Origin of the sequence: Porcincola intestinalis (assembly GCF_009696445.1) — a bacterium.
Classification (GTDB): domain Bacteria; phylum Bacillota; class Clostridia; order Lachnospirales; family Lachnospiraceae; genus Porcincola; species Porcincola intestinalis.
Map to the genome: position 1 here is coordinate 1 of NZ_VULZ01000022.1, position 23,721 is coordinate 23,721.

Sequence of the window (23,721 nt, forward strand, 5' to 3'; positions counted from 1 at the left end):
ACTCCTGGAGAAGCTGATGAATGATTTGACGTTTACCTTCAGTCATCACTACTTTGTGGACGGGTTTCTTTTCGCTTCTTGGCATAGTAAAGGCCTCCTGTGATTAAGTGTATATCACAGGAGACCCAGAAGGAATTCCTTATTCCGTATTTACAGAAAAACTACCACACTCTCCCTTGCCTTGAAACAAAGCTGTACCTTGTGTGGAAAAGATATCAGACGTTTTCTCCAATCGCGGAAAGATTTCTAAGACAAATACAATCTACATTTACTGCCATATGATTGCAATGACTCCCGGCGACTGTAAGTAAAGCTGACTTGAGATGTCTGCTGTTTAAGCTGCTGTTATAGGCGCAAAAGCGGTCTACAACCAATTTTAGCTGTGCACTCATGCCATAGTAATAAAGCGGCGTGGCAAAGACAACCATATCCGATGCGAGGAGTTTTTGACGAATCATCTCCACATCATCTTTTTGTACACAAGGCCCTTCATAACCACAGGCCACGCATCCTGTGCAAGGATGGATATCTGCATGGCATACATCTATGACCTCTGTTTGATGTCCCGCCTCTTTATTTCAGCCTGCTGTACTCCTCATCGGAAACCGCTTCCATCCAACATTTTTGCATCCATAGTTTTTACCTCCTGTCACATACTCTCCCTAAGAATTTTCACTACTTCCTCATGGGTTAAGACTTTATATCCGCCATCCAAAATAATCGTGCCATCCGCTATGCCTTCTATCATGTCCTCCGTTACACCAAGTTCACTGATTTTAAGGGTAAGCCCCAGTTTTTTCATCCAGTTTTCCATCGCGAGAAGTCCTTCCTCTGCCACTTCCCTGTCTGATTTATCTTCCGCGCGGATGCCCCATACCTCCTCGGCAAACCTCTTAAACTTCTTCAAACCATATGGCATAATAAAGCGATAATACGGCAGGGAAACTGCGGCAAGCGTCATGCCATGTGTCGCATCCGTATACGCTCCCACAGACTGCCCGATCATATGCACCATCCAGTCCGTCGATTTTCCTCTGGAAATCAATGTATTTAATGCCCATGTCGCCGTCCACATAATATTGGAACGCGCCTCATAATCCTCCGGATTCTCAAGGGCAATCAGAGAACTATGCACCACCGACTTCAAAAGCGCCTCCGCAATATAATCGCTGGTATTATCATCCTCACCCGAAAAATACTGTTCACAGACATGGTTGAAAATATCATAGATGCCGGCAACCATCTGTTTTTTCGGAAGAGAAAATGTGTACTTTGGATTTAGAATTGAAAACTTCGGCATCACCTCGTCTCCAAATACATGACCGATTTTTAGTTTGCTCTCATGATTTGTGATAACCGCTCCGCCATTCATCTCCGAACCTGTTCCCGCCATCGTAAGAACACATCCGACCGGGACGATCTCACACTCCGGTTCCTCAAACCGAAGATAGTATTTTTCCCATGGATCTTCCTCGCAGTTTACCGATACGGATACGGCTTTTGCATAGTCGCAGCAGGAACCGCCACCGACTGCAAGCAAAAGATCAATTTTATTCTCTCTTGCTATCTTCACGCCCTCACGAAGCTTTTCCACAGTAGGATTCGGCATAACTCCCGCATCTTCAAAAATCTCTTTTCCATTTTCCTTCAAGATTCCTATGATCTCGTCATAGATACCGTTTTTCTTGATGGAACCACCGCCATAGATCAGCTGTACATTCTTTCCGTACTTCGGAAGTTCCTCATTCAGATAACTTAAGGAATCCTCGCCAAAATACAGCTTTGTTGCATTGTGATAACTAAAATTTCCTAACATGATGTTCCTCCTTTTTCCTTGCCTAAGATTATTTATCCTTTTTCTTCGGGATGGAAAACTGCACTTTAGTTTCTCTGTCCATCTCCTTTGTATATTTCATCATCAGAATCAAATAATTCCCGCAGACAGCGATCAGCGCTCCGCTCAGGAATCCGTAGATCGTAAACCGGGCATGATTTTGAATACTACTCTTTTACCAAGGCAGAAAATGCTGAGAATTATCTGGAATTTGTCAAAGAATGTAAAAACGGTCATATTACGACACAGGTTATACAGCCCGGTATGGAGATAAACTGATCACTCTTTCTACCTGTGAGTATTCACATAAAAACGGGCGGATGGTTGCATCCGGATGCAAATTTAATACAAATGAATTGAAGTAGTAATGAATGTGTATTATAATAAAAAAGAAATGGAGGAATAATGAATGGCTAGTACAATTCAAGTACGTGTTGATGATGAGTTAAAGAGAATGTCAGACCAGTTGTTTAAAGATCTTGGCACAGATACTACTTCTGCAATTCGGATGTTTTTGACACAAGCTGTTGCAAATAACGGTTTCCCATTTGAGATAAAACGGGTGGAGCATAATCCGTATGCTGTCATGTCTGAAGAAATGATGTTGGAGAAACTGGAGAAATCAAGAGTATCTGCATCAAAGGGTAACTATCGATCTGCGGATGCTGTTATTGCTGATATGAGAGAAAAGTATGGAATATAAAGTAGTAGTAACAGCAGATGCAGAAGAAGATCTAAATCAATACATCAGATATTTGCTTATGGTGAAAAAAAGTGATCAGGCGGCGAAAAATGTTTTGGATGATTTTGAGGCTACTATTCAGAGCCTTAAAAGTGTTGCAGGAAGTTTGAAGCCGTGTGATAATCCTCGATTAAAAGAACTGGGGTATCGAAGAATAAATTATCTTTCATATAGGTATTTTATGCTGTATCGAATTGTTGAGGATATTGTGTTTGTAGATAATATTTTTCATGAATTACAGGATTATGAAAACAAAATGATTTAATTGAAAATGGGATTCTATCCCGATCCGCGGTTTTGTCAAAAATGTAAGATTTTTTCGTTTCTGAATACTGAGGAACATGTTCGCAAAGGCAGCAATGATATTGAGAAACGTCATTTCCGCTTTTTGTTTGAGTCTTCCAGAACCGGAAAAGGAATCAATATTTAGCGCAGATTAATATGCCGAATTATAGTAATCGACAGCAGAAAGAAATGTTTTATTCAGGTTGCCTATTATTTACATAGCCCGGAAACCATTCAAAGGAAATTCGGCGCATTCGCCCCTATCAGTGATGCGGCTCCAAAATATGTGCTGTCACTGGCTTTATCAAAACGAACAGCATAACAGCAAACTGTTTTCAAAGAGCTTGCTAACAGACGGCTAACAAGAACCTGTTAAAAGCGGTTATATCAGCTATCACGGGCTTGCATCCCGTGGACGCCAGTGTCTTCATTCTCATTCTCTGCCGACCTATAATGGCTCCCTGAAACCGCTTTCTATATGTCCGGTTCAATGCAGGAATTTGGATATTCTATGATGGTAAGAGGTGTGATTGAAAAATCGAAACCGATAAAGGACAGGCTATATGAACATTCTTGTAATACCCGATGTGCATCTGAAGCCATTTATGTTTGAACAGGCGGCTGAACTGATGAAAATCAGGGAGGCGGATCAGGCAGTCTGCCTCATGGATATCGCTGATGACTGGATGCAGCAGTATAACATTGATCTTTATGTACAGACTTATGACGCTGCGATCCGGTTTGCAAAAGATTTTCCGAATACACTGTGGTGCTACGGCAATCATGATCTCAGTTATCTCTGGAATCAGAGAGAGACAGGGTATTCTCCGATTGCACCGCGGACCGTCTGTGAGAAAATGCGGGTTCTGAGGGAAGCATTGCCGGATGAGCGACAGATGGCTTATCTGCACAGGATAGACAATGTTGTGTTTTCTCATGGCGGACTTGCAGACGAATTTGTCCGGAAATATATACCGGCAAAGAAATATTATGACCTGGATGCCGTTTTGGAAACGATCAACGGTTTTGAGTGGGGAATCATGTGGCAGGATCTTTCGCCGATCTGGTACCGGCCGCAGTATTACGAGGGGAACCTATATAAACCTCGGAAAATACTGCAAGTGGTCGGTCACACACCGGTGGAAAAGATCGAGCGGAAAGGAAACTTAATCTCCTGTGATGTGTTTTCAACGCACAGAGACAAGACCCCGATCGGAACTCAGGAGTACCCGGTGATCGATACTGAAACATGGGAATACCACGGAATCAGGATGAAATAGGAGACAGTCCATTACCAGGTGGTGGGAATATGAGCCGAAGTTATAGAGCAGACGAAGGTTGGCATAATTCAAAGCAGTGGAATTTCCGATGCTGTATTTCGTTATGACAAAGCATGGCTCGATCGGGAAGATGCGATTCCAGTGTCGCTCAGCCTGCCGCTTCAGGAAGAAGCATTTTCTTCGGAAAAAACAAAATGTTTCTTTGAAGGCTTGCTGCCCGAGGGGTTCACAAAAAGGTCTGTCGCAAGATGGATGCACGCGGATGAGCACGATTATCTGACAATGCTTTCCGGTCTGGGGCAGGAATGTCTGGGTGCCATCCAGGTGATGGAAGGGAATACGAAGCCTCCCAAAGCCAGCTATACCAGAATGACAGAACAACAGTTGCAGGAACTTGCAGCGGAGGGAGCAATCAAATCAGCTGAGCTCGTAACGGCACTGCACCTTTCTCTTATGAAATAGTACCATCCGGCTACAGCGAAAAGATTTGTGGACTGCTCCGTGATTTTTCAACCAACCCGATCAGGGATATACTTGATTTTTGGAACAGGATTATTTTTAACGATCTGATCGGGAATACAGACGGACACCTCAAAAATTCTCATTTCAAGTCAGCCGTCATCCTGAGGCAGCTTGACACGATGGCTGAGAATTTCGAAAAAGCGATCAATCAGGCAGCCGACGCTCTTCAGGAAAAAGGATATAAAAATGCAGGCACAATCAGGGACAAAATTCTGGAAACTTCCGGGTACAGATATTTATAAGGAGGCACAATGATTATCAATACCGGAAGCCGCACCGACATTCCGGCCTTCTTTCATACCTGGTTTTACAACCGGATCCGGGAAGGGTATGTCCTGGTGCGCAACCCCTATCAGCCCCAACAGGTGACCCGCTATCTGCTCGATCCTTCTGTGGTCGACGTCCTGTCCTTCTGCTCCAAGAATCCGGCCCCGATGCTGCCCCGCATACATGAGCTGGACACCTTCCGGCAGCTCTGGCACGTGACAATCACCCCTTATGGCAGGGATATCGAGCCTTATGTCCCGCCGAAGGCAGAGGTTCTGAAAACCTCCCGCGCACTTTCCGGGATTGTCGGGAAAGGTGCCATCGTCTGGCGATATGACCCGGTCTTCCTGTCAGAAAAATACAGTCTTTCGTTCCACAAGAAGGCTTTTCAATCCATGGCAGCATTCCTGAAGGGCAGCACAGAGCAGTGCGTCGTGAGCTTCATCGATCTTTATGAAAAGACAAAGAGGAATTTTCCTCAGGCCCGAACCGTCTCCAGTGCTCAGCAGATGGAGCTCATCGATGCATTCGACAGCATCGCGGCGGACAACGGGATGCAGATTCATCTGTGCTGCGAGTCCTCCGCCCTGACTGCCGGGCATCCTCATACAGACGCCCAGGGCTGCTTCTCCCGATCTGTCATCGAGACGGCAGCCGGTATCCATCTGTCCGTTCCTTCCCACTCACTGGCCAGAAAGGCCTGCTCCTGTCTGCTTGGCGGAGACATCGGGGCTTACAATACCTGCCTGCATGGCTGTCGCTACTGCTACGCAAACTACAACAGAGCAGTTGTTGAGGCGCAGACTGCAGCGCACGACCCCTGCTCCCCCTATCTCATCGGGCATGCGATAACAAGCGACATCATCAAAGATGCCAGGCAGGAATCGTGGATCGACCACCAGATGAACCTCATCGATTTTCTGTAAAGCAATTACAGCGTCCTGCCATTCAGATAATCCGCAGGAATCACCAGATCGGTCTTGCAGTCTTTCTTCTCAATAAGGGACAGCAGCATGTCCACGGCTGCATGGCCGATCTCTTCCTCATGATTGTCGATCGTGTCGATACGCGGGACAACATAGTCCAGGATGCTGGTACCGTCAAAGCCAGTCAGACCATACTCCGTCCCGGCGCTGAGTCCGCATCCGCGGAAGAATTTCATGAGCTCCAGCGCAAAGATATCCCCGGAACAGATGAATGCAGTTCCTCTTTCCGGCAAAAGAAGCGACTTACACCTGTCACTGTAGTCCTCGCATTCGATGACGTAATAATCTGAAAATCCGGCGTCCTTCACAGCTTCCAGAAATCCCGCTCGACGCTCCTCGTGTACATAGAGATTCAATCCTCTGCTGGACAGAGGCGGGCATAAGAATACAAGCCGTCTGTACGTTTTGCGAATGGCTTTCTGCACAAGCTGGTAGACAGCCTTCCGATTGTCTACTCCGACAAATGGGAGTCCGCTTCCGACCCTGTTGTCCACTGTTACAATCGGAACCGGCGCCTTTTTCAGCATGTCTGCATAGGAACCTTCCGCATTGACGGAAGACAGGATGATTCCGTCAACATGGTAATCCAGAAGCCGGTTGACCTGCTGCCGCTCCAACGCCGGATCCTGCCCGTGCAGCATAATGTTGACGCCATATCCATTGTTCCGGGAGCGCTCCTCGACAGCGTTCACAATCTGTGCGAAATGCTGGTTCATGACATTCAGAACCACAACCCCGATCGTATAGGTTCTCGACATCGCCAGCCCGCGCGCAAGCAGATCCGGTCTGTAGCCATTCTCCTGTGCAGTCTGCCTGATTCTGGCTTTCGTGGCATCACTGATCCGGCCCGTATCATTCAGCGCACGGATCACCGTCGTTCTTGATACGCCGCAGATTCTTGCGATATCATTGATCGTCACGCCCATGCTGCGCTCCTCCCGTTTTCACTGTTCACTTCTTCTTTCAGCACCCACAGGGATTTTCTCGATTATAGCATGGAAAAACGATCAGACCAGAGACACGCTGACCATTTCAAAGGAAAGCGGCTGCATCCTCACCGTCATCTTCCCATCTTTGAGCAACGCATTGTCACACGCCTGCGGCACGACCTTGTCGTGATCGATGCTGTTGTTATCCTTCCTGTCCTTCGCACTCAGAACCTGATCCAGAATGATCGTCTGAGGCTGAAACCCTTCCATCGAAAAGACTGCCTCTGAGTCATTTTCAGCACGATTGACCAGACAGAAGACAAGCCGCCGCCGCTCCTCGTCATAGACTGTGACATGATCGATACAGGGGACCTTCTCAAATCCGCCGGCTGAATATCCGTCCTCATCGGAGCGCTCCTCAAGAATGAGTCCTCTGCAGTTTTCTGCCATCAGCGAAAACACGTAATAGATTGGCTGAAACCAAATGCCGCCGCCTTTGACCGTCATGATACAGGCACTGATATTGGTCAGAAGAGACTGACAGCCGATCTTCACCCTGTCCGCATGCTTCAGCATCGCCATCAGCATACTGGCAAACAGCAAGGAATCCTCAAGCGAATAAATCTGCTCACTGAACGCCGGTGCGATTCGCCAGGGATGCGCCGCCACATCCGCTTCAACCTGCTTGTCAGAAATGGACCAGACGCCCCATTCGTCCAGGGCGATATCGATTGTCCGGCCGCTCCGCCTCCTGAACTTTTCAACATCACAGAGGTCAACGATGGCTTTGATGAAACGTTCAAGATCAAGCGACTGCGACAGAAACGCAGCCGTCCCTTTCTCCTGCCCGCCATAGTACTGGTGGAGTGAAATGTAATCCGCATAGTCATAGGTTTCCCGGATCACTTCCTGATCCCAGTCCGGACAGGTCTCCCTCGACGACAGCGAGCTGCCACACACTGCCAGCTGAATGGACGGATCGAGCAGTTTCATGGCCTTTCCGGTCTCATGCGCCAGCCGCGCATACTCCCGCGCTGTCCTGTGGCCGATCTGCCACTCCCCGTCCATCTCGTTGCCAAGGCACCAGGTTTTCACCCTGTACGGCTCCGGATGACCATTCTCCACGCGCAGATCGCTGCAGGAGGTTCCCGCCTCGCTGTTCACATACTCCAGAAAGGATACGGCCTCCCTGATCCCCGCTGTTCCGAGGTTCACCGCAAGAATCGGCTCAATCCGGGTTTTGTCTGCCCACTTCATAAACTCGTCAATCCCAACCTCGTTGGTTTCGATGCTTTTCCACGCAAGATCTCTTCTTTTCGGGCGCCGACTGACAGGACCTATCCCGTCCAGCCAGTCATATCCGGACACGAAATTTCCGCCTGGATAGCGGACCGCCGTCACACCCATGCTTCTCGTCGCGTCAATCACATCTGTCCGGAATCCATCCTCATCCGCAAGCGGATGGTCTTTCTCATAGATCCCGGAATACACCACGCGTCCCATATGCTCGACAAAGGATCCGAACAGTCTCCGGTCTATCCATCCTTTTGTATATGCCCTGTTGATCGTAATCGCTGCTCTGTTCATATCTCGTCTTTACTCCTTCATGCCGGATGTCGCGATACCCTCTACAAAAAACTTCTGCCCGGCGAAAAACAGAATCAGAAGAGGCGTCACAGAAATTGCGGTTGCCGCCAGCGTCGGCCCATACTTGATAGAGTGCGTTCCGACCAGAATGGCCAGTCCTGCAGAGAGCGTCCTGTTCTCCGCCGAGCTCGTCAGCATCATCGGATACAGAAGGTCATTCCAGTTGTTCATAAAATGAAAAATTCCAAGCGTGACAAAGGCGGGCTTTGACAAAGGCAGGGTGATGGTTCTGTAGATGCCGAATTCACTCATTCCATCAATTCTGGCTGCCTCATCCAGGGAAGAGGGAATATTTCGAAAAAAAGAGGTCAGCATGAAAATCCCATAGGCACTGGATGCTCTTGGAAGTACAAGTCCGACAATGGTATTCAAAATCCCCATCCGGTACTCTTCCATATAAAGCGGAATCATGATGACCTGAAATGGCACCATCATCGTGAGCAGAATGATGCTGAAAAGCATTTTCCTGCCTCTGAAGCGCATCCTTGAGAAGGCGTATGCCGCCAGTGAGTCAACGCCCAGTGATATCACCGTCACCAGCCCCGCGAAGAGAACCGTGTTCACCAGCATCCGGAGCACCGGAATCGCCTTCATGACATATGCGTACTGTACCGTCACAAAGCGGGACGGAAAAAAGTGCGGCGTCCATTTTATGACGTCAATGTCTGACTTGAAGGAAGACACATACAGCCAGACAAGCGGAAAAAGTACCAGTATCATGATCAGCACCAGAAGAATGTCCCCCGGAAGCTGTGATTTTCTTTTCTTCATAGTTCATCGTCCTGTCCGAATGAATATCTGCGCGTGACCGCAGTCACAACCGCAATCAATAGGAAGAGATAGACGGCGATCGAGGAGGCATATCCCAGATTGTAGGGTGCCGTCTGAAATCCCCGGTCGTAGATGTACCCGACCAGTGTCTCCGTCTTGTAGAGCGGACCGCCGCCCGTCATGACATAGATCTGATCAAATACCTGAAGTGCTGTGATCAGAGTTGTAACGAGGCAGAATCCGATGGAATCCCGGATTCCGGGTATCGTCACGTAGAAAAACTGCTGCCATCTGCCTGCGCCGTCGAGCTCCGCCGACTCATAGAGAGACGGCGAAACGCCGAGCGCCGCAGCAGACAAGATGGTAAGGGTATACCCGAACGATTTCCAGACGGACACGAAGATGACCGTCGGCATCGCCCATGTGGGACTTCCCAAAAGGTTTGGAAGCTGGATGCCAACTTTCGACAGCAGGTACGGAAGCATGCCGGAGTTCGGATCCAGAAGCATGGACCACACAATGCTGATGGCTGTCATGGAGCACACATAGGGCAGGTAGAACACCGAACGCAGAAACTTGTCAAAACGCCGGTTCCTCATCATGAACATCAGGAGGAAAAGCGCCAGAAACACCTGAAGCGGCACCTCAAACAAGGTAAACACACAGGTATTCAGGGTTGCATTCCATACCCGGCTGTCGTGAAAGGCTTTCCTGAAATTATCCAGCCCTACAAAGCTTCCACCCTTCATATAGATGTTGATATCCGTCAGACTGATCCCGAAAGCGCCGATCAGCGGGACAAAGACGAACACGGTGAGGATCGCAAGGGACGGCAGTAAAAAAAGGTATGCCTGTTTCTGGGAACGCCGGGTGCCTGTCTGTTTTCCGGATCTCTTCGCCGGCCGTCGCCTTGCTGCTCCGCATTCAATCTGTCCTGCCGAAACCATCCTTTGTTCTGCCATCCCTCTTCCTCCTGCTGCGCGCGCTCAAGCATACACGCAGTCTGCGTGTTTCTTCATGCGATCCGCTTCAGCGCTCAAACATGCACGCACTCTGCGTGCTTCTTTGTGATTCAGCAGACTGCCGTCTGCCGGATTACTTTCCTGCAATCACCTGATCAAGCGCATCGGACGCTTCCTGCACGCAGGTCTTCACATCCTGCCCTGCAAGAACCTTCTCCATCATCGGTTTCATCACATCGTTATCAATCTGGCTTCCGCTTGCCAGCCTCAGATGCCAGTCACGTCCGATCGTGGAAGCCTTCGAGACATCCGTCAGAATCTCATTCCCCTTGATATCCGGATCCTCCAGAAGCGTCTTGGACCACACCGGGAATCCGTTGACCATGGACCACTTCTTCAGCACCTCGTCAAAAAGCCAGTGCGCCATCCATTTGTAAACTGCAGCCCTTGTCTCGTCACTTGCACCCTTGGCCAGCATCCAGTCACAGCCTCCTGCCGGTGAGAATGCTCCCGCTGAGCCTGCAGGCAGTGCTGTAATGCCATAATTGATCCCCAGCTGATTCAGACCATTGATGTTCCAGGGCCCATTGATCTCCATTGCAAGCTGACCTGCCTGGAACATCGTGTCTGCCTCCGCCGCACCGAGACTTTCCGGAGAAACACCGTCTTTCATCAGGTTCTGCAGCCATGTCAATGTATCGATGTTTTCCTGAGAGTTCAGCAGATTCTTCGTTCCATCCTCACTGATCACATCGCCTCCATTTGCCCAGAGGAACTCGACATAATTCAGATAGTCTGTCGGAAATGCGATTCCGTACTGCTTCTTTGAGGCATCTGTTGTCTTCCTCGCCGCATCCGCGAATTCATCCAGCGTTGCCGGCGGAGTCTCCGGATCCAGCCCCGCTGCCTGAAACAGATCCTTGTTGTAGTACAGATACTGAAGGTTGTACTGCATCGGAACCCCATATTGACTGCCGTCGATATAGGAATTCTGCAGGACACTGTCCGTAAAGTTCGATGAATCGAGTCCGGTTGCCTTCCAGAAGTCGTCGATCGGCTCGAGCATATCGTTGTCCCTGTACTGCTGCATCAGCTCAATTCCGGCGAGGATAAAATCTGGTCCATTTCCTGTGGAAACTGCAGTCGGAAGCTTTGCCTGCAGCGTCTGGTAATCCATGATATCGATATTGACCGTTACGTTGTCGGTGTTTGTCTTGTTGTAGTCATCGACAATCTCACGAAGCACATCTCCGTCCGACCCGGTGAAGTTGCACCAGAACGAAATGGTAATCGGATCCGAAGAAGCGGCTTCTGTCTCTGCTGCCATCGCCGGCATTCCGCCCAGCAGCATGGATGCTGTCATCGCCCCGGCAAGGACTGTACTGCAAATCTGTTTGTTCATACGCTTGTCTCCTTTGTGAAATGTTTGTGGTGATATCGACGGTTTCTATGTATGCGTACTCGTGTACGCATATTCCCAAAATAGAATGCGTACTCGCGTACGCCTTATATACTTCTTATCACTTTGCCTGAATCATGTCAATAGTGATTCTATTTTATGGCATTATGCACAATTTAATGACTCGAATTTTGTTGTACTGGTTTGTCATGAACACGCTTCTTCCTCATCCCCACGGAGATGCAGAACGGCCCTGGCGACGCGATAGATCCGTTCCTGAAAACTCTTTGCCTTCATGAAAAAAGCGCCAGCCCAACTCTGGACTGGCGCTTCCATCTTTCTATAACCATCTCTACCTGCTGCTTCAGCTCTCTATTGCTCCGACCTGTACTTCCCCAGCAAGGTTTGCATAGTCTGAGTATACATCAAGGTTTTCTGTTATTTTCACAGTTGCCTCCGGTGTGAGTGACAAGGTCTGATGCCAGACGCCAGCCTTCAAGATGACAGGCCTATCCAGCAGAAACAATTTCCAATTTTCCGGATTGGTATGCTCTGCAACGAGCAGCAATGTGGTTCCCTCGAGCGGCTCAAAGCTTTCCTGAGATGTCGGATGGCATTCGATTTTACGAATAGAATGATTGCTGTATCGAAAACATGCCAGCCTCCATGGATGCGTCTGATCATTTGCAACAACATAGAAATTGGTCTGATCCTCCGCCGGAAATGCAATCACGGAGCCATATGGGGCAAAGGATTCCTCTGTAATCCTCTCGATCGGTCTCATGCTCTCCTCCTTCGTATCAGTTCCTCCGACTCTTCACCTGCATGCCTTTATGTATAAAAGTGCATTCTGATGAGCCGGTTCCAGTTGAATCGTCTTGCGGAATGCTTCAGCCGCCTGACTCTTATCTCCGAGTCCGAGTCTTGCAAGCCCCATCAGATAATAGCAGTGTGCCCTGTTCTTCTTTGTCATATCCTCGTCAAATATGGTGAAGTCTGGCATGGATACTGCAAAGTAGTCCATCTTGAAGATGTCTCTCACATGCTTCTCTCCATAGTCCAGCAGACGGTAAAACCTCCGGTTTGCCTCTTTCTGGTTTCCGAGTTTCTTATATGCAAGCCCCTGGTAGAGGATCATGTCAGCAGGCTGATCATAGTAGTACATCATGCCGGCTGGCTCCATTGCCCCGAGTGTTGCTAATCGGAAGCATTTCTCTGCATCATCCGTCTCGCCTAACCCTTCGTAAGCCAATCCCAGATGATAGTACAGATGGTTATCCTTTGTTCCCTCCAGTCTTCCTTCGCCAAGGTTCTGCGGATAGCTCAAAGCTTCCAATAAATGATCCTTTGCTTTCTGGTAATCTCCTTTGGACAAGGCAGTCTTTGCCATCTCCAGCAACGAAATCTTGAACTGAGTTGTAATCTTTCCTTCCGCCCCTTCCCAGGTTCCGAATACATGACGCGTAATCGCCTGATGAGCTTCGTCGTATCTGCCGTCCAGGTTCAGTACTGTCACATATTCCGTATAGAGATCGTCCCGCTTCTCAATCAACCCGATATACTTCTGATAAGCTTTCAGACGCACCCCTGCGCTGACACCCATCAGCCTTCTGAGCTGATCCAATTCCAGGAATACACGTGCATCCGTCGGATCCAGTAGAAATGCACGTTCCATGTACGCATATGCCTTGTCCAGATCATTTCTGCGATTCGCATAGGCAATCGCCAGATTCCGAAGAACGGTTGGATATGTATCATCGAGTTCCTCTGACCGCTCCCACAGCGCAATTGCATCTTCATACTGCAGCTTGTCATACCAGAGGCATCCGAGATAATACGGCGCTTTTGATCCATCAGGATGAATCTTAATCGCCGATTCGAGTACCAGGATATCCTCCAGCTTGTTAGGGAAGCAGCAGTACGGAGAGCACGCTTCCGCTTTGCTGATTGCCTCTGCTGCTTCTTTCTCCTGTCCCAGCTTCAGCAGATACGCCCCCTGGTAATACCATATCATTGGCTGATCTCCAGGGTATTCAGCAAGCACCTTCAGTGCCTCTCGATAGAATCCAGCCTCTGCAAAATCACGCGCGGTTTGCAGGAAAGTCTCATGGAAGTCTCGCGAATACAGATGAATCCTGTCAAGCTCAGCTGCATCCCCGCCTTTGATCTCTGCACGAACAAATGCGGACACATAGTCAAACGAATCCAATTTCAGGTTCTGATCAATGAATTCGAGCGCCTCCTCGTCCCGACCAAGCTGGTGCAGAATTTCCGCCTTCAAGCCGCGGGCTTTGATATTGTGAGTATTCTTGACAAGTCCTTTCTCAACCTGCATAAGTGCCTCGTCAAACCTGCCCTTTCGGCAGGCTATGCAAGCTAAATAGTAGAAGGACATCTCCTGCTGCTCATTGCTCCAGGTCGCCTTATAAAATGCGTCGTAGGCCTCATCCATCCGTTCCTGGTAAAACAGTGAAAGTCCCAGGTCATAATACGCCTCGCTGTTGTAAGGATTCGGATTGAGTTCTGTCAGACGCCGGATTGCTTTCCGAAAATACGGTTCTGCTGCAGCAAACTTCCCTCTTCGCAGAAGAAGCATGCCATACGCACAATTGAGACGGCTGTCATACTCATCCCGCCTCAATCCTTCCAGATAATATGGATCAGGCAGGTATGTCGCATGGCGATACTGCTCGATGTGCTGTCCGGTCAGATACAGTTCCTCGCAGGTCTGAATCTCCTTCGGGTCTTTCGCCGCCTTTGCCGGCTCCGCAAGCTTCGGAATTCCCTGGTCTTTCGGCTGGTAAGCAACCAGCTCCTGTCCCTCTGCTTCGACGCTGACACGTACCTTGTACGGATTTTCAAGCTGAACCGGCAGTGTCTTTTCAAAAACATCAGTCGGAGAAAGTTTCACGCTTTCCCTCGCCAGCTCTTTCCCATTCTCTGTCACGGCAATTGCCGCATCCGGGTAAGACTGTGTCGCATAAACACAGATATACAGCCCATCCTTTCGCGTTTCCATATTGATGGCTGCGTGAATGGTCGCGTTTTTCACCTGTCCGACTGCCTTGTAAGGCATGAAATACTGATGAAAAACTTTCTCCTCATAAGGTTTGAGCCATGTGAAGTCTGGCTGATTGTCACAGTACATACCGGTCATCAGCTCAATGTAGGGTCCATCTTCGTCTGTAAGATTACGATCCCACGCCTTGCCGAAATCCCCGCAGCCCCAGGTCCACTGCTTCTTCCCCGGTGATACATGATGATCCGCTACATGGAGGAGGCCAGCCTGTTTTCCATAATCATAGCCGCCGACAAAGTCGTAATCAGATTTTTCAGCCATATAAGAAGTCGGAACCGGGATGTTCTTATACCTTGAAATGTCTACCCCTTCTGAATAGTCATGCTTGTAATATTCCCCTGTTGCAATCGGGAACCTTGAAACAGCCCGTTTTCCGTGGTCGTAGACACTGTGCACATCCGGAGGGAAAATCGACTGCGTATGATCATTGACCGCCACTGCCGGATTCGCCCACCACAGAAAGGTCTGCGGAAGCGGTGTGCGGTTATAAAGCTGCCCTCTGATCTCGATATAAGCACGATCCGGATACAGCGTGATCGCTGTAATCTCCTTCGTTCCATTGATCTGGTCGACATCTCCCGTCAATACGGAAACACTCCCATCTTTATTCTGACGGATCCTGTGGTCAACCGGGCTGAAGGTCGTAGGACGATGATGCTGCGGCCAGTTGAATTCAATTCCCCCGCTGATCCACGGTCCGCACAGGCCTACCAGAGCCGGCTTGATCACATGGTTGTAGTAGACAAAATCATATCCGTTTGTCTTGTCATATGCTCTCTGAATGCGTCCGCCCAATTCTGGCAGAATCATCACACGAATATACTGGTTCTCAAGCCAGACTGCTCTGTATGCCCGATCTGTCTTTGTGCGGCTGATTTCATTGATTGTCGGATATGGATATATTTTCCCGGAACTTCCCTGATAAACACGTTTCTCGAGGAACATCGGGTTCCGGTCCGGTGCTCCAATCTCATAAGTTGGGATGACAATCGTTTCTTCCCAGGCTCTAACTTTTTCCATGATGTGTGCTTCCTTTCGGCATATATATAAAATAATTGCTCCGTCATCAAATGATGATATTGTCATATTATTTTTAATATTGCTCGTTTTCAATTTTCAATGTTGTCAATTTATATGAATTAATTGCTCTGATACATGTGTGTGATATACTAGTGCTATGTATTATACAAGGAGGGGAAAAATATGTTGTCCAGTGAGCCGAAAGTCCAGCCTGGTTCCGACTATTACCTCTATACTGCATCTCTCACAGCACGGGAGCTGCTGCTGTATCCCTCAATCGTGGGACACTTTGCCTATGAACCCGGTTATCTAATTCACCGGCAGCATTTTGATAATTTTCTGCTCATGCTCATTGAGGACGGAGTCTGTGACATCCTTCTTCACGGAAATCAGCCGATGACCGCACGACGCGGTGACGTCGTGCTGATCGATTGTTATGCGGAGCATCAGTACGGGACTCAGAAAGGGTTTTCCTGCCTCTGGATGCACTTTGACGGCAGGATGGCTCGAAGCTGGTATGAACACATCATCAGCCGTTTGGGAAATGTCATTCGCACTCCTTCAGGCCAATCTGTCTCCTACCATCTTGGCCAGATCTACCGGCTCTTCCAGAGCGGAAAGCCTGCCAGGGAGTCCCGGATGTCCACCGAAATTGAGCTGACTCTGGCCGCTCTCCTGGACTGTGGGCAAGCTGCGCAGTCGGACCATCCTGGTGGTTCAGATGGTGTACAGAATGCGATCGCCTATATCAGCGCTCATTTTGCAGAACCTCTTCAGCTTCAGACCCTTGCCGATCAGTGTTCCCTGAGTCCCTACTATTTCTCGCGCCTTTTTGCAAAGGAAACCGGGATGACACCACACCAGTACATTCTTGAAACACGAATCGCTTCCGCACGTTATTATCTGTCCACGACAAACCTTTCCGTGAAAGAAATTGCTTATCTGACTGGTTTTACGGACGAGAGCAGCTTCTGCTCCACATTCCGGAAACGTGAAGGCGAAACACCTAGTTCCTACCGCAATTCCCAGAGTGCGTCACATTGATCTTTTTATAAAAGAGGCGGGCGGTTATACACCGCCCGCCTCTGGTTTTGTTTCATAAAGCCGGTGGGTCAGTCCGCGTAAGATCCCATGACCTCCTTGTAATTATCCGGCGTGACAATCGTCGCTGGAACAGCCGTCTCCATGTCATAATCCTGTCCGGCAACAATCTTCTGAAGAACATCGATGGAGCCCTTTCCGATCTGATCCGCGCTGAAGTATGCTGCTGCCTTCATGCAGGTTCCGTCAGCCCCTTTATCATTCCATTCGTCTTTTGCCATATATGCTCCAAGTCCAACAACGCAGGCATCCTTGTCCAGTCCGGCACTCTCAAGCGCACGGCATGCACCGATGGTTCCTTCCTCGTTCGCCCCTGTTACCAGCCACTTGGTGATCTCCGGATGCGCCGTGAGCACTGCAGTTGCCGCTGTGTTGCCTTTGTCAGTAGTGCCGTCGTAATCTGCCTTGAAGATGCGATTCTCATCAAAATCAGGGCAGTTTTCTTTCCACTTGTCCAGCTCACCTTCCGCTCGCGGTACGCAGCTCGAAACCGTATCCATCGTCAGAATCAAAAGCCCGACAGACTCGTCATCCAGCAGATTGTTATCCTTTGCATACTTTGCCAGCCATTCACCATTCGCCGCGCCGATGTTATATGCATCGATTCCTACCCATGGAGCAATCTTCTTGTCACCATTCTCCAGCGCATCATCACAGGCTACGACCGGAATCTTTGCATCATTGCACTTGTCAACGACAGACTGAGACATTGTCTGGTCCGGCACGCAGATAACAATCCCATCTGCTTTGTTTGCAATGGCGTTATCAACTGCCTTCAGGCACTCCTCTGCACTCATCTTGGCATCGACATATGTGAATTTGCCTCCGGCGTCCTCGACAGCCTTCTGCGCAGCCTTGCCTTCATCGATAAACCAAGTCTGATCGCCGGCCTTGTAGATGCCGTATACATTCAGTGCTGCCTGTGGGACTGCCTCCCCTTCTGTGGACGTTTCCGGCTCCGAAGAAGCATATACCGGTGCGATCATCGTTGCCCCCATGATTGCTGAAAGTCCGAGTGCCATCCATGTTTTTTTCATCTGAAAATCCTCCTTATTCCTTTCCCTTTCGTTGCTTCTGATTTTCTTCAGCCACTACCGATCCCTGCAGGCAGACCGGCAGTCTGGCTGTTACGAACATTTTAAACATTTCTCATGCTGGCTTCCAAAAGCGCCTTCTCTCTTCTCTGTTTCCGGATATAATCGGATGTCAGTGCAAACAGGAGCAGCGCACCTCTGGCCACATACTGCCAGAAGGATGAAACATTCACCATTGTCAGTCCTGTGTTGAAAGACTGAATCAGAAAAATACCCAGAACCGTTCCAGCCATGTCGCCGACACCGCCGGCAAATGAAGTACCGCCCAGCACAACTGCAGTGATAGCATCAAACTCAAGGTTGACATTGGCAGACGGCTGGCCGGCATTCATGCGAGCTGCAAAGAGGATGCCGCCCATGGATGTCAAAACCCCGATCATCACAAAACAGATCAGGATGATCCGTCTTGGATTCAGACCTGCCAACCTGGCAGCCTCAGAGCTGCCACCGATGGCATAGACGCTGCGCCCAAACTTAGTCTTCGACAGAATAAAACCAAATACAATCAGGCATACAATCATCGTCCAGACTGGTATCGGAATATTCAGGAGTCTGACCTTCCCCAGCGCGTTGAATGACTGATTGCTGATGGAAACCGGCTTGCCATCACAGATAATATACGCAGCGCCGCGTACAATCATCTGTGTCACGAGTGTTGCGATAAAGGCTTCAATCTGAATGCAATTGACCATCCAGGCATTGAACACACCGACCAGAGCCCCGATACACAGAGTCAGCAGGATAGCCAGGACAATTGGCACTCCCTTCTGCAGCAGCAGTGCAACGATTACTCCAGACAAAGCCGCCAGAGAACCTGGTGACAGGTCATTCTGCATGGCGATAATCAGATAGGTATGGCCGATCGCAACCATTCCAACCAGGGAACCTGCTACCAGAATGTTGATAATGTTGGTTACAGAGAAATAATTCTTATTCAGGCTGGTGAACAGGATAAACACAACGACAATGGCCAGAAACAGCACCATCTTGTCTCCGCCGACCGCCTGAAGGAATCCAGGTTTCTTCTTTTCTTTTGATCCATTTGCTGTGCTCATTGATTCAGTCTCCTATCATTCCAAGGCTCAGAAGGCCATCTTCTGTTGCATCTTTGGCATCGACTTCTCCGGCAATCTGAAGTGACCGCATTACGATAATGCGATCTGAAAGTCCAATTACCTCCGGCAGTTCTGACGAGATCAATATGACGCCGAGCCCCTGCTTTGCAAATTCACAGATCATCTCATAGAACTCAGATTTGGCTCCAACATCAATTCCCTTCGTCGGCTCATCCAGAATCAGAACCTTCGGATGTGTTGCCAGTCCGCGTGCTACGATACATTTCTGCTGGTTTCCGCCAGACAACTCGACAATCATTTTGTCTCTGTCTGGTGTCTTGATATTGAACTTCCGAATTCCTTCGTCCGCTTCCGCCTCTTCCTTTTTGGAGGAGATCACCCCGAAGCGGTTTGAATTCTGATCAAGAAGCGCGATATTAATATTCCCAGACACACTCAGGTTTTTGATGATTCCCTGAAGTTTTCTGTCCTCTGGAACCATGATGATTCCGTTGTCCATTGCTTCCTTCGGGGAACGGTTCTCAATTTTTCTGCCTTCCAGATAAATCTCACCTCCACGCCTCCTGTCAGCTCCGATCAGCGCCCTCATGACTTCCGTCCGGCCTGCGCCAACGAGTCCGGAGAAGCCGAGGACCTCCCCTCTGCGAAGCTGGAACGAAACAGGTTTCACGTGGTCTGAGGAAATTCCGCGCACATCCAGCAGTACTTCCCCGATTTTCTTGTTTCGGTCAAGACTGCTATATATATCTCCAAGATCCCGACCTACCATCATTCGAATCAGCTGTTGTTGTGGGACATCTTTTGTCACGACGGTGTCCACATATTTTCCGTCTTTAAATATCGCAACCTTGTCAGTGATCTTCTGAAGCTCGCTCATCCGGTGAGATACATAGATCACGATCTTTCCTTCATCCCGAAGTTTTCGGATGACACGAAACAGCACTTCAATCTCGTCATCACTCAGGGATGCCGTCGGCTCATCGAAGCAAATGACCTTCAGGTTTTCCCTGCTGCAGGCCTTCATGATTTCAACCATCTGCTGATACGCAATGCTCAGGTCCTTAACCTTGGTCGTCGGCTTGATCGGAAGTCCGAAGTCATGAATGACCTTCTCTGCCATCTGATTGGCCTTCGCCTTGTCAATAATCCCCCATCGGTTGGCAGGCATCCTCCCAAGGTAGATGTTTTCCGCTACGCTCAGTTCCAAAAGAATCTGCCGTTCCTGATAGATTACGCTGATTCCTGCCATCAGAGCTTCGTGTGGTGTGCGGAAGTGCTTTTCCTCGCCATCAAGCAGATACTGTCCTTCGTTCGGCTGATAGTCCCCATTTAAAACTTTCAGAAGTGTGGATTTCCCTGCCCCATTCTCCCCCAGGAAAGCCAGAACTTCACCGCCATACGCCTTGAAGGAAATATGATCGAGCGCTTTCACACCGGGGAAGAATTTAGAGATATTTCGAAACTCCAATGTATGCTGCATATCGTTTCTTCCTCCTTCGATGTTTCTGATTTTAAACAAATATATGTTCAAAGTAATTAGAAAAAACTGCCTGTATGTTGTGAAAAATTGCTTCTATGGTTTTCCATATATATTTTCTTGTATATAATTTTCCTAAATATTATGATAATTCTCTATTTATTTAGTCATATTCCCATGTGCTTTGAATCATCATAAGAAAGTGCTCTTTTATTCGCTGCATTTTACACTGATACACACTTCTGATACACAACCACCAAAGCACCAGTTATTCTCACCTCAGAATGCAAAGCAAAATAAATAACAAAAAAATAGGGATTCACCAGCCTAACACGCTCTTGCTGCATGTCCGTCTGGCAAATCCTCGTCGACGTTTAATACATACCTCTTAATATCTATTCATTCTCTTATTTTCCTGGCCCGTCCTCATATCTTCTTACTCTCCCACGCTCTGACCGAGAGGAACCAGGACACCGCAACCGCCGCAGCGACGGCTGCAAATGAAACGGCCGCAAAAACCACCACATTCATATTCATCAGGCGGGCAATCACATCCGCCCCGTTCGTCAGGGCAAACATTGCTGTCGCAACCATCAGAACAACCAGGATCATCTGCACGACCGGCGCTTTCACAGAGCCAAACCAGATTGTGATGGGAATTGTGATGGCTGTGATAAGAAAAGGCAGGACGATCATCAGATACACCGTCGGAAAGATGAGATACGTTCCGTGCGAATATGCCCGAACAATCAGCGCAGCTATTGTATAAAGTGCGGTTGTCACTCCCATCATCAGATAAGGTACGATGTAGAAGGATGAGACGGCCGTCTTTCCGGAAATCGGAAGAAGTCTGACGTACTGATTCCACCCTGATACCTCATCTGACCGCACAAGGGTTCCTGCAAATGAGCCAAACACCATCTCCGCGTAGACGCCCCAGTAAGCAGCATTCTTCTGAGACAGCCCAACTACCAGAAACAACACGACCATCGCCAGCATCCACCTGTACTGTCTGAGCAGCTCAATCACATTCTTATAGAAAAATCCCTTCATGCCAGATCCCCTTTCACCATGACGACAAACAATTCTTCAATGCCCACCGGCTGAAGGTTCAGTCCGCGTGTGACATCTGTTCGCTTCACGATACACTGCATCCCGTAGCCGGTATCCCGCTTCCCGATGATATCCTCCGGACTGATTTTCTCGAAGTCCTCCCTGCTGCAGACAAGTTTTCCATACATCTCCAGCAGTCTGTCCTTTTCCTCTGAAAGGAGCAGTTTTCCTTCATGAAGAAAAGCAATGTAGTCACAGGCCTTCTCGAGGTCGCTCACAATATGGGAGCTCATCAGGATCGCGTGTGACTCATCCCGTGTGAAGTCGAGAAGAATGTCCAGCAGCTCATCCCGCACGACCGGGTCGAGTCCTGAGGTCGCCTCATCAAGAATCAGAATCTTCGGATGGTGGGACAGCGCACAGGCAATACCCAGTTTCATCTTGTTGCCCCTGGAAAAGTCCTTGAAACACTTGTCCTGCGGAATCTTCAAGCCTGACAGAAGGCCGTCATACACCACCTGATCCCAGGCTGAGTAGATCATGCCCATCATCTTCCCAATCTCTGCTGCCTTCATCACAGGCGGCAGGCTGACCTCGTCGAGGACGACACCAACCTCATTTCTAAAGGATGGAACAGACATGGCGTCGTCCTTTCCATAGACCTGAATCTCCCCTACATCTTTCCGGGCAAGATCCAGAATCAGTCTGATCAAGGTGGTTTTTCCTGCGCCATTCTCCCCAACAAGCCCCAGGATTGTTCCCTCCGGCAGTGTCAGGGAAACATGATCCAGCTGAAAATTCTGATATGCCTTGCAGACATTTCTGACCTCGATTGCGTTCATGCCTCGTCCTCCCACATCGTATTCCACATCTCAAGTACCTCCTCCTTGTTCAGGCCGGCAGAAGACGCCAGCTTCTGAATCTGGTCCATGTTCTTCTCGATCTCCCGCAGATAGTTCTCCCGTACGAAGGCCTCATTCCGCTTTGCGACGTAGCAGCCCTTTCCGACGATTTTATAGAGGAACCCCTCCTGCTCCAGCTCCTCGTAGGCTCTTTTGGTCGTGATGACGCTGATCCTCAGATCCTTCGCCAGATTCCGGATCGATGGGAGCGGGTCGTCTGCCTTCAGCCGTCCGTCCAGAATTTGCTCCTTGATCTGTGTAAAAATCTGTTCGTAGATCGGCACCCCGCTATAGTTATCAAGCAGTATCTCCATCTGGTGCCTCCTTTCATATACAGTATATACAGTAATTACACTATTTACAATCCCTCGTTATAAAAAATTGTGACGATATTGTGAATATTAGCACTCGCCTATTGACAGTGCTAACAATCAGGACTATAACGTAGTCAGAACGAAGGAGATGAGGAAATGAAGATCCTCAGATGAAGTTCCTTCATTCCGGAGAAACATGAAGTTGTAACTGGAACCCGTAAGCAGAAGCGTTCACGAGTACAACGGTTACATAAGTTAGATCCTGAAGAAGGATATAGAGAAAGGGGAATGACTTATGTTAATGCCGAGTATTATTGATGACAATCTGTTTGATGACTGGTTTGATGATGATTTTTACATGCCGTATGTTCCGGATATGAGCCGCGTTGACAAGAAGCTGTATGGAAACAAGGCTGCGCGTGAAATGAAGACGGATGTGAAGGAAACGGATCAGGGTTATGAAGTTGCCGTTGATCTTCCGGGTGTGAAGAAAGATGACGTGACAGTGGAACTGAATGACGGGTACCTGACCATCTCCGCAAAGAAGAATGTCGGCAACGACAAGAAGGATAAGAACGGTAAGTATATCCGCCGTGAGCGCTACTCCGGTACAATGAGTCGCAGCTTCTATGTCGGCAAGGACATGAAGCAGGAAGACGTACATGCAGCATTCAATGATGGAATCCTGACACTGCAGCTTCCGAAGAAAGACGCTGCAAAGCAGATCGAAGATCAGAAGCATCAGATCAAGATTGCATGACCGCGTGAGAATCGCACGATTGCATCCGGATCACAGAGCAAACAGTAGGAGTCGGTGCAGCTTCATCTACTAGAATAGAAAAGCCGCCCCTGTTTTTGCTGTGCTACCCGTCAAGAGGACAGTGAATAATTAAAAAGTTTTGTGCCGCCAGTCGAATGATCGACTGGCGGTATTCTTATGCCGCTACATAATAGTTCTCATGGTATTCAACAGGGGTCATG

General features: G+C 48.8%; 22 protein-coding genes and 1 pseudogene. 8 read left to right on the top strand and 15 right to left on the bottom strand.

Annotation, left to right across the window (positions count from 1 at the left end; genetic code table 11):
- Positions 1-215: 215 nt before the first annotated feature.
- A pseudogene (locus tag FYJ35_RS15285) lies at positions 216-563 on the bottom strand (flavodoxin family protein); the annotation flags it as partial.
- An 86-nt stretch (positions 564-649) separates the two neighbouring features.
- A complete protein-coding gene (locus FYJ35_RS13870) occupies positions 650-1,816 on the bottom strand; it encodes an iron-containing alcohol dehydrogenase (protein ID WP_154527504.1) in 1,167 nt (388 codons plus the stop codon).
- Positions 1,817-2,243: 427 nt separating this feature from the next.
- On the opposite strand from FYJ35_RS13870, the gene FYJ35_RS13875 reads away from it, so the two are divergent.
- The 6 genes from FYJ35_RS13875 (at position 2,244) to FYJ35_RS13900 (ending at position 5,856) form a co-directional block, all read left to right on the top strand.
- A complete protein-coding gene (locus FYJ35_RS13875; RefSeq protein WP_154527505.1) occupies positions 2,244-2,537 on the top strand; it encodes a type II toxin-antitoxin system RelB/DinJ family antitoxin in 294 nt (97 codons plus the stop codon).
- A complete protein-coding gene (locus FYJ35_RS13880) occupies positions 2,527-2,841 on the top strand; it encodes a type II toxin-antitoxin system RelE/ParE family toxin (RefSeq protein WP_154527506.1) in 315 nt (104 codons plus the stop codon). The genes FYJ35_RS13875 and FYJ35_RS13880 overlap by 11 nt, the downstream gene beginning before the upstream one ends.
- 583 nt (positions 2,842-3,424) lie before the next feature.
- Positions 3,425-4,141, top strand: a complete 717-nt coding sequence (locus tag FYJ35_RS13885) for a metallophosphoesterase (protein ID WP_154527507.1) — start codon at positions 3,425-3,427, stop codon at positions 4,139-4,141.
- Positions 4,142-4,183: 42 nt separating this feature from the next.
- A complete protein-coding gene (locus FYJ35_RS15445; RefSeq protein WP_277067002.1) occupies positions 4,184-4,603 on the top strand; it encodes a HipA N-terminal domain-containing protein in 420 nt (139 codons plus the stop codon).
- Complete coding sequence (locus FYJ35_RS15450) at positions 4,600-4,905, top strand: HipA domain-containing protein (RefSeq protein ID WP_408634799.1); 306 nt, start codon at positions 4,600-4,602, stop codon at positions 4,903-4,905. Before FYJ35_RS15445 ends, FYJ35_RS15450 begins: the two co-directional genes overlap by 4 nt.
- 9 nt (positions 4,906-4,914) lie before the next feature.
- On the top strand, positions 4,915-5,856 hold the full coding sequence (locus tag FYJ35_RS13900) for a DUF1848 domain-containing protein (RefSeq protein ID WP_154527508.1): 942 nt from the start codon (positions 4,915-4,917) through the stop codon (positions 5,854-5,856).
- A 5-nt stretch (positions 5,857-5,861) separates the two neighbouring features.
- Here the strand turns inward: FYJ35_RS13900 and FYJ35_RS13905 are convergent, their stop codons facing one another.
- From FYJ35_RS13905 to FYJ35_RS13935, 7 genes are all read right to left on the bottom strand, one after another.
- The gene (locus tag FYJ35_RS13905; RefSeq protein ID WP_154527509.1) at positions 5,862-6,842 is read right to left on the bottom strand and encodes a LacI family DNA-binding transcriptional regulator; all 981 of its coding nucleotides are present in this window, start codon (positions 6,840-6,842) and stop codon (positions 5,862-5,864) included.
- An 81-nt stretch (positions 6,843-6,923) separates the two neighbouring features.
- On the bottom strand, positions 6,924-8,432 hold the full coding sequence (locus FYJ35_RS13910) for an alpha-N-arabinofuranosidase (protein WP_154527510.1): 1,509 nt from the start codon (positions 8,430-8,432) through the stop codon (positions 6,924-6,926).
- A 9-nt stretch (positions 8,433-8,441) separates the two neighbouring features.
- Positions 8,442-9,263 carry a carbohydrate ABC transporter permease gene (locus tag FYJ35_RS13915; RefSeq protein ID WP_154527511.1) on the bottom strand — a complete coding sequence of 274 codons (822 nt, stop codon included), beginning with the start codon at positions 9,261-9,263 and terminating at the stop codon, positions 8,442-8,444.
- Positions 9,260-10,225 carry a carbohydrate ABC transporter permease gene (locus tag FYJ35_RS13920; protein ID WP_235906590.1) on the bottom strand — a complete coding sequence of 322 codons (966 nt, stop codon included), beginning with the start codon at positions 10,223-10,225 and terminating at the stop codon, positions 9,260-9,262. Before FYJ35_RS13920 ends, FYJ35_RS13915 begins: the two co-directional genes overlap by 4 nt.
- A 133-nt stretch (positions 10,226-10,358) precedes the next feature.
- Positions 10,359-11,627 (bottom strand): ABC transporter substrate-binding protein, encoded by a 1,269-nt coding sequence (locus FYJ35_RS13925; protein WP_154527512.1) that lies wholly within the window; start codon positions 11,625-11,627, stop codon positions 10,359-10,361.
- A gap of 361 nt (positions 11,628-11,988) precedes the next feature.
- Positions 11,989-12,408: a hypothetical protein gene (locus FYJ35_RS13930; RefSeq protein WP_154527513.1), complete on the bottom strand. Its 420-nt coding sequence runs from the start codon at positions 12,406-12,408 to the stop codon at positions 11,989-11,991.
- A 33-nt stretch (positions 12,409-12,441) separates the two neighbouring features.
- Positions 12,442-15,723 carry a tetratricopeptide repeat protein gene (locus FYJ35_RS13935; RefSeq protein ID WP_154527514.1) on the bottom strand — a complete coding sequence of 1,094 codons (3,282 nt, stop codon included), beginning with the start codon at positions 15,721-15,723 and terminating at the stop codon, positions 12,442-12,444.
- A 183-nt stretch (positions 15,724-15,906) separates the two neighbouring features.
- On the opposite strand from FYJ35_RS13935, the gene FYJ35_RS13940 reads away from it, so the two are divergent.
- Positions 15,907-16,767, top strand: a complete 861-nt coding sequence (locus FYJ35_RS13940) for an AraC family transcriptional regulator (protein ID WP_154527515.1) — start codon at positions 15,907-15,909, stop codon at positions 16,765-16,767.
- 68 nt (positions 16,768-16,835) lie between these two features.
- On the opposite strand, the gene FYJ35_RS13945 is transcribed toward FYJ35_RS13940, so the two are convergent.
- From FYJ35_RS13945 to FYJ35_RS13970, 6 genes are all read right to left on the bottom strand, one after another.
- On the bottom strand, positions 16,836-17,861 hold the full coding sequence (locus FYJ35_RS13945; protein ID WP_154527516.1) for an arabinose ABC transporter substrate-binding protein: 1,026 nt from the start codon (positions 17,859-17,861) through the stop codon (positions 16,836-16,838).
- A gap of 101 nt (positions 17,862-17,962) precedes the next feature.
- The gene (locus FYJ35_RS13950; RefSeq protein WP_154527517.1) at positions 17,963-18,973 is read right to left on the bottom strand and encodes an ABC transporter permease; all 1,011 of its coding nucleotides are present in this window, start codon (positions 18,971-18,973) and stop codon (positions 17,963-17,965) included.
- Between the two features lie 4 nt (positions 18,974-18,977).
- Positions 18,978-20,474: a sugar ABC transporter ATP-binding protein gene (locus tag FYJ35_RS13955; RefSeq protein ID WP_154527518.1), complete on the bottom strand. Its 1,497-nt coding sequence runs from the start codon at positions 20,472-20,474 to the stop codon at positions 18,978-18,980.
- A gap of 423 nt (positions 20,475-20,897) precedes the next feature.
- Entirely contained in the window at positions 20,898-21,524 is a 627-nt protein-coding gene (locus FYJ35_RS13960; RefSeq protein WP_154527519.1) for an ABC-2 transporter permease, read from the bottom strand.
- Positions 21,521-22,366 carry an ABC transporter ATP-binding protein gene (locus FYJ35_RS13965; RefSeq protein WP_154527520.1) on the bottom strand — a complete coding sequence of 282 codons (846 nt, stop codon included), beginning with the start codon at positions 22,364-22,366 and terminating at the stop codon, positions 21,521-21,523. The genes FYJ35_RS13960 and FYJ35_RS13965 overlap by 4 nt, the downstream gene beginning before the upstream one ends.
- Positions 22,363-22,740 carry a GntR family transcriptional regulator gene (locus tag FYJ35_RS13970; protein ID WP_154527521.1) on the bottom strand — a complete coding sequence of 126 codons (378 nt, stop codon included), beginning with the start codon at positions 22,738-22,740 and terminating at the stop codon, positions 22,363-22,365. The genes FYJ35_RS13965 and FYJ35_RS13970 overlap by 4 nt, the downstream gene beginning before the upstream one ends.
- 295 nt (positions 22,741-23,035) lie before the next feature.
- On the opposite strand from FYJ35_RS13970, the gene FYJ35_RS13975 reads away from it, so the two are divergent.
- A complete protein-coding gene (locus FYJ35_RS13975) occupies positions 23,036-23,500 on the top strand; it encodes an Hsp20/alpha crystallin family protein (RefSeq protein WP_154527522.1) in 465 nt (154 codons plus the stop codon).
- Positions 23,501-23,721 lie beyond the last annotated feature (221 nt).

Bases quoted from the DNA above. Each gene is read 5' to 3' on its own strand.
- FYJ35_RS13915 (WP_154527511.1), bottom strand. From the start codon at position 9,263: ATGAAGAAAAGAAAATCACAGCTTCCGGGGGACATTCTTCTGGTGCTG.
- FYJ35_RS13970 (WP_154527521.1), bottom strand. From the start codon at position 22,740: ATGGAGATACTGCTTGATAACTATAGCGGGGTGCCGATCTACGAACAG.
- FYJ35_RS13955 (WP_154527518.1), bottom strand. From the start codon at position 20,474: ATGCAGCATACATTGGAGTTTCGAAATATCTCTAAATTCTTCCCCGGT.
- FYJ35_RS13885 (WP_154527507.1), top strand. From the start codon at position 3,425: ATGAACATTCTTGTAATACCCGATGTGCATCTGAAGCCATTTATGTTT.
- FYJ35_RS13960 (WP_154527519.1), bottom strand. From the start codon at position 21,524: ATGAAGGGATTTTTCTATAAGAATGTGATTGAGCTGCTCAGACAGTAC.
- FYJ35_RS13975 (WP_154527522.1), top strand. From the start codon at position 23,036: ATGTTAATGCCGAGTATTATTGATGACAATCTGTTTGATGACTGGTTT.
- FYJ35_RS13935 (WP_154527514.1), bottom strand. From the start codon at position 15,723: ATGGAAAAAGTTAGAGCCTGGGAAGAAACGATTGTCATCCCAACTTAT.
- FYJ35_RS13950 (WP_154527517.1), bottom strand. From the start codon at position 18,973: ATGAGCACAGCAAATGGATCAAAAGAAAAGAAGAAACCTGGATTCCTT.
- FYJ35_RS13920 (WP_235906590.1), bottom strand. From the start codon at position 10,225: ATGGCAGAACAAAGGATGGTTTCGGCAGGACAGATTGAATGCGGAGCA.
- FYJ35_RS13870 (WP_154527504.1), bottom strand. From the start codon at position 1,816: ATGTTAGGAAATTTTAGTTATCACAATGCAACAAAGCTGTATTTTGGC.
- FYJ35_RS13940 (WP_154527515.1), top strand. From the start codon at position 15,907: ATGTTGTCCAGTGAGCCGAAAGTCCAGCCTGGTTCCGACTATTACCTC.
- FYJ35_RS13900 (WP_154527508.1), top strand. From the start codon at position 4,915: ATGATTATCAATACCGGAAGCCGCACCGACATTCCGGCCTTCTTTCAT.
- FYJ35_RS13905 (WP_154527509.1), bottom strand. From the start codon at position 6,842: ATGGGCGTGACGATCAATGATATCGCAAGAATCTGCGGCGTATCAAGA.
- FYJ35_RS13925 (WP_154527512.1), bottom strand. From the start codon at position 11,627: ATGAACAAACAGATTTGCAGTACAGTCCTTGCCGGGGCGATGACAGCA.
- FYJ35_RS13910 (WP_154527510.1), bottom strand. From the start codon at position 8,432: ATGAACAGAGCAGCGATTACGATCAACAGGGCATATACAAAAGGATGG.
- FYJ35_RS13930 (WP_154527513.1), bottom strand. From the start codon at position 12,408: ATGAGACCGATCGAGAGGATTACAGAGGAATCCTTTGCCCCATATGGC.
- FYJ35_RS13965 (WP_154527520.1), bottom strand. From the start codon at position 22,366: ATGAACGCAATCGAGGTCAGAAATGTCTGCAAGGCATATCAGAATTTT.
- FYJ35_RS13945 (WP_154527516.1), bottom strand. From the start codon at position 17,861: ATGAAAAAAACATGGATGGCACTCGGACTTTCAGCAATCATGGGGGCA.
- FYJ35_RS13875 (WP_154527505.1), top strand. From the start codon at position 2,244: ATGGCTAGTACAATTCAAGTACGTGTTGATGATGAGTTAAAGAGAATG.
- FYJ35_RS13880 (WP_154527506.1), top strand. From the start codon at position 2,527: ATGGAATATAAAGTAGTAGTAACAGCAGATGCAGAAGAAGATCTAAAT.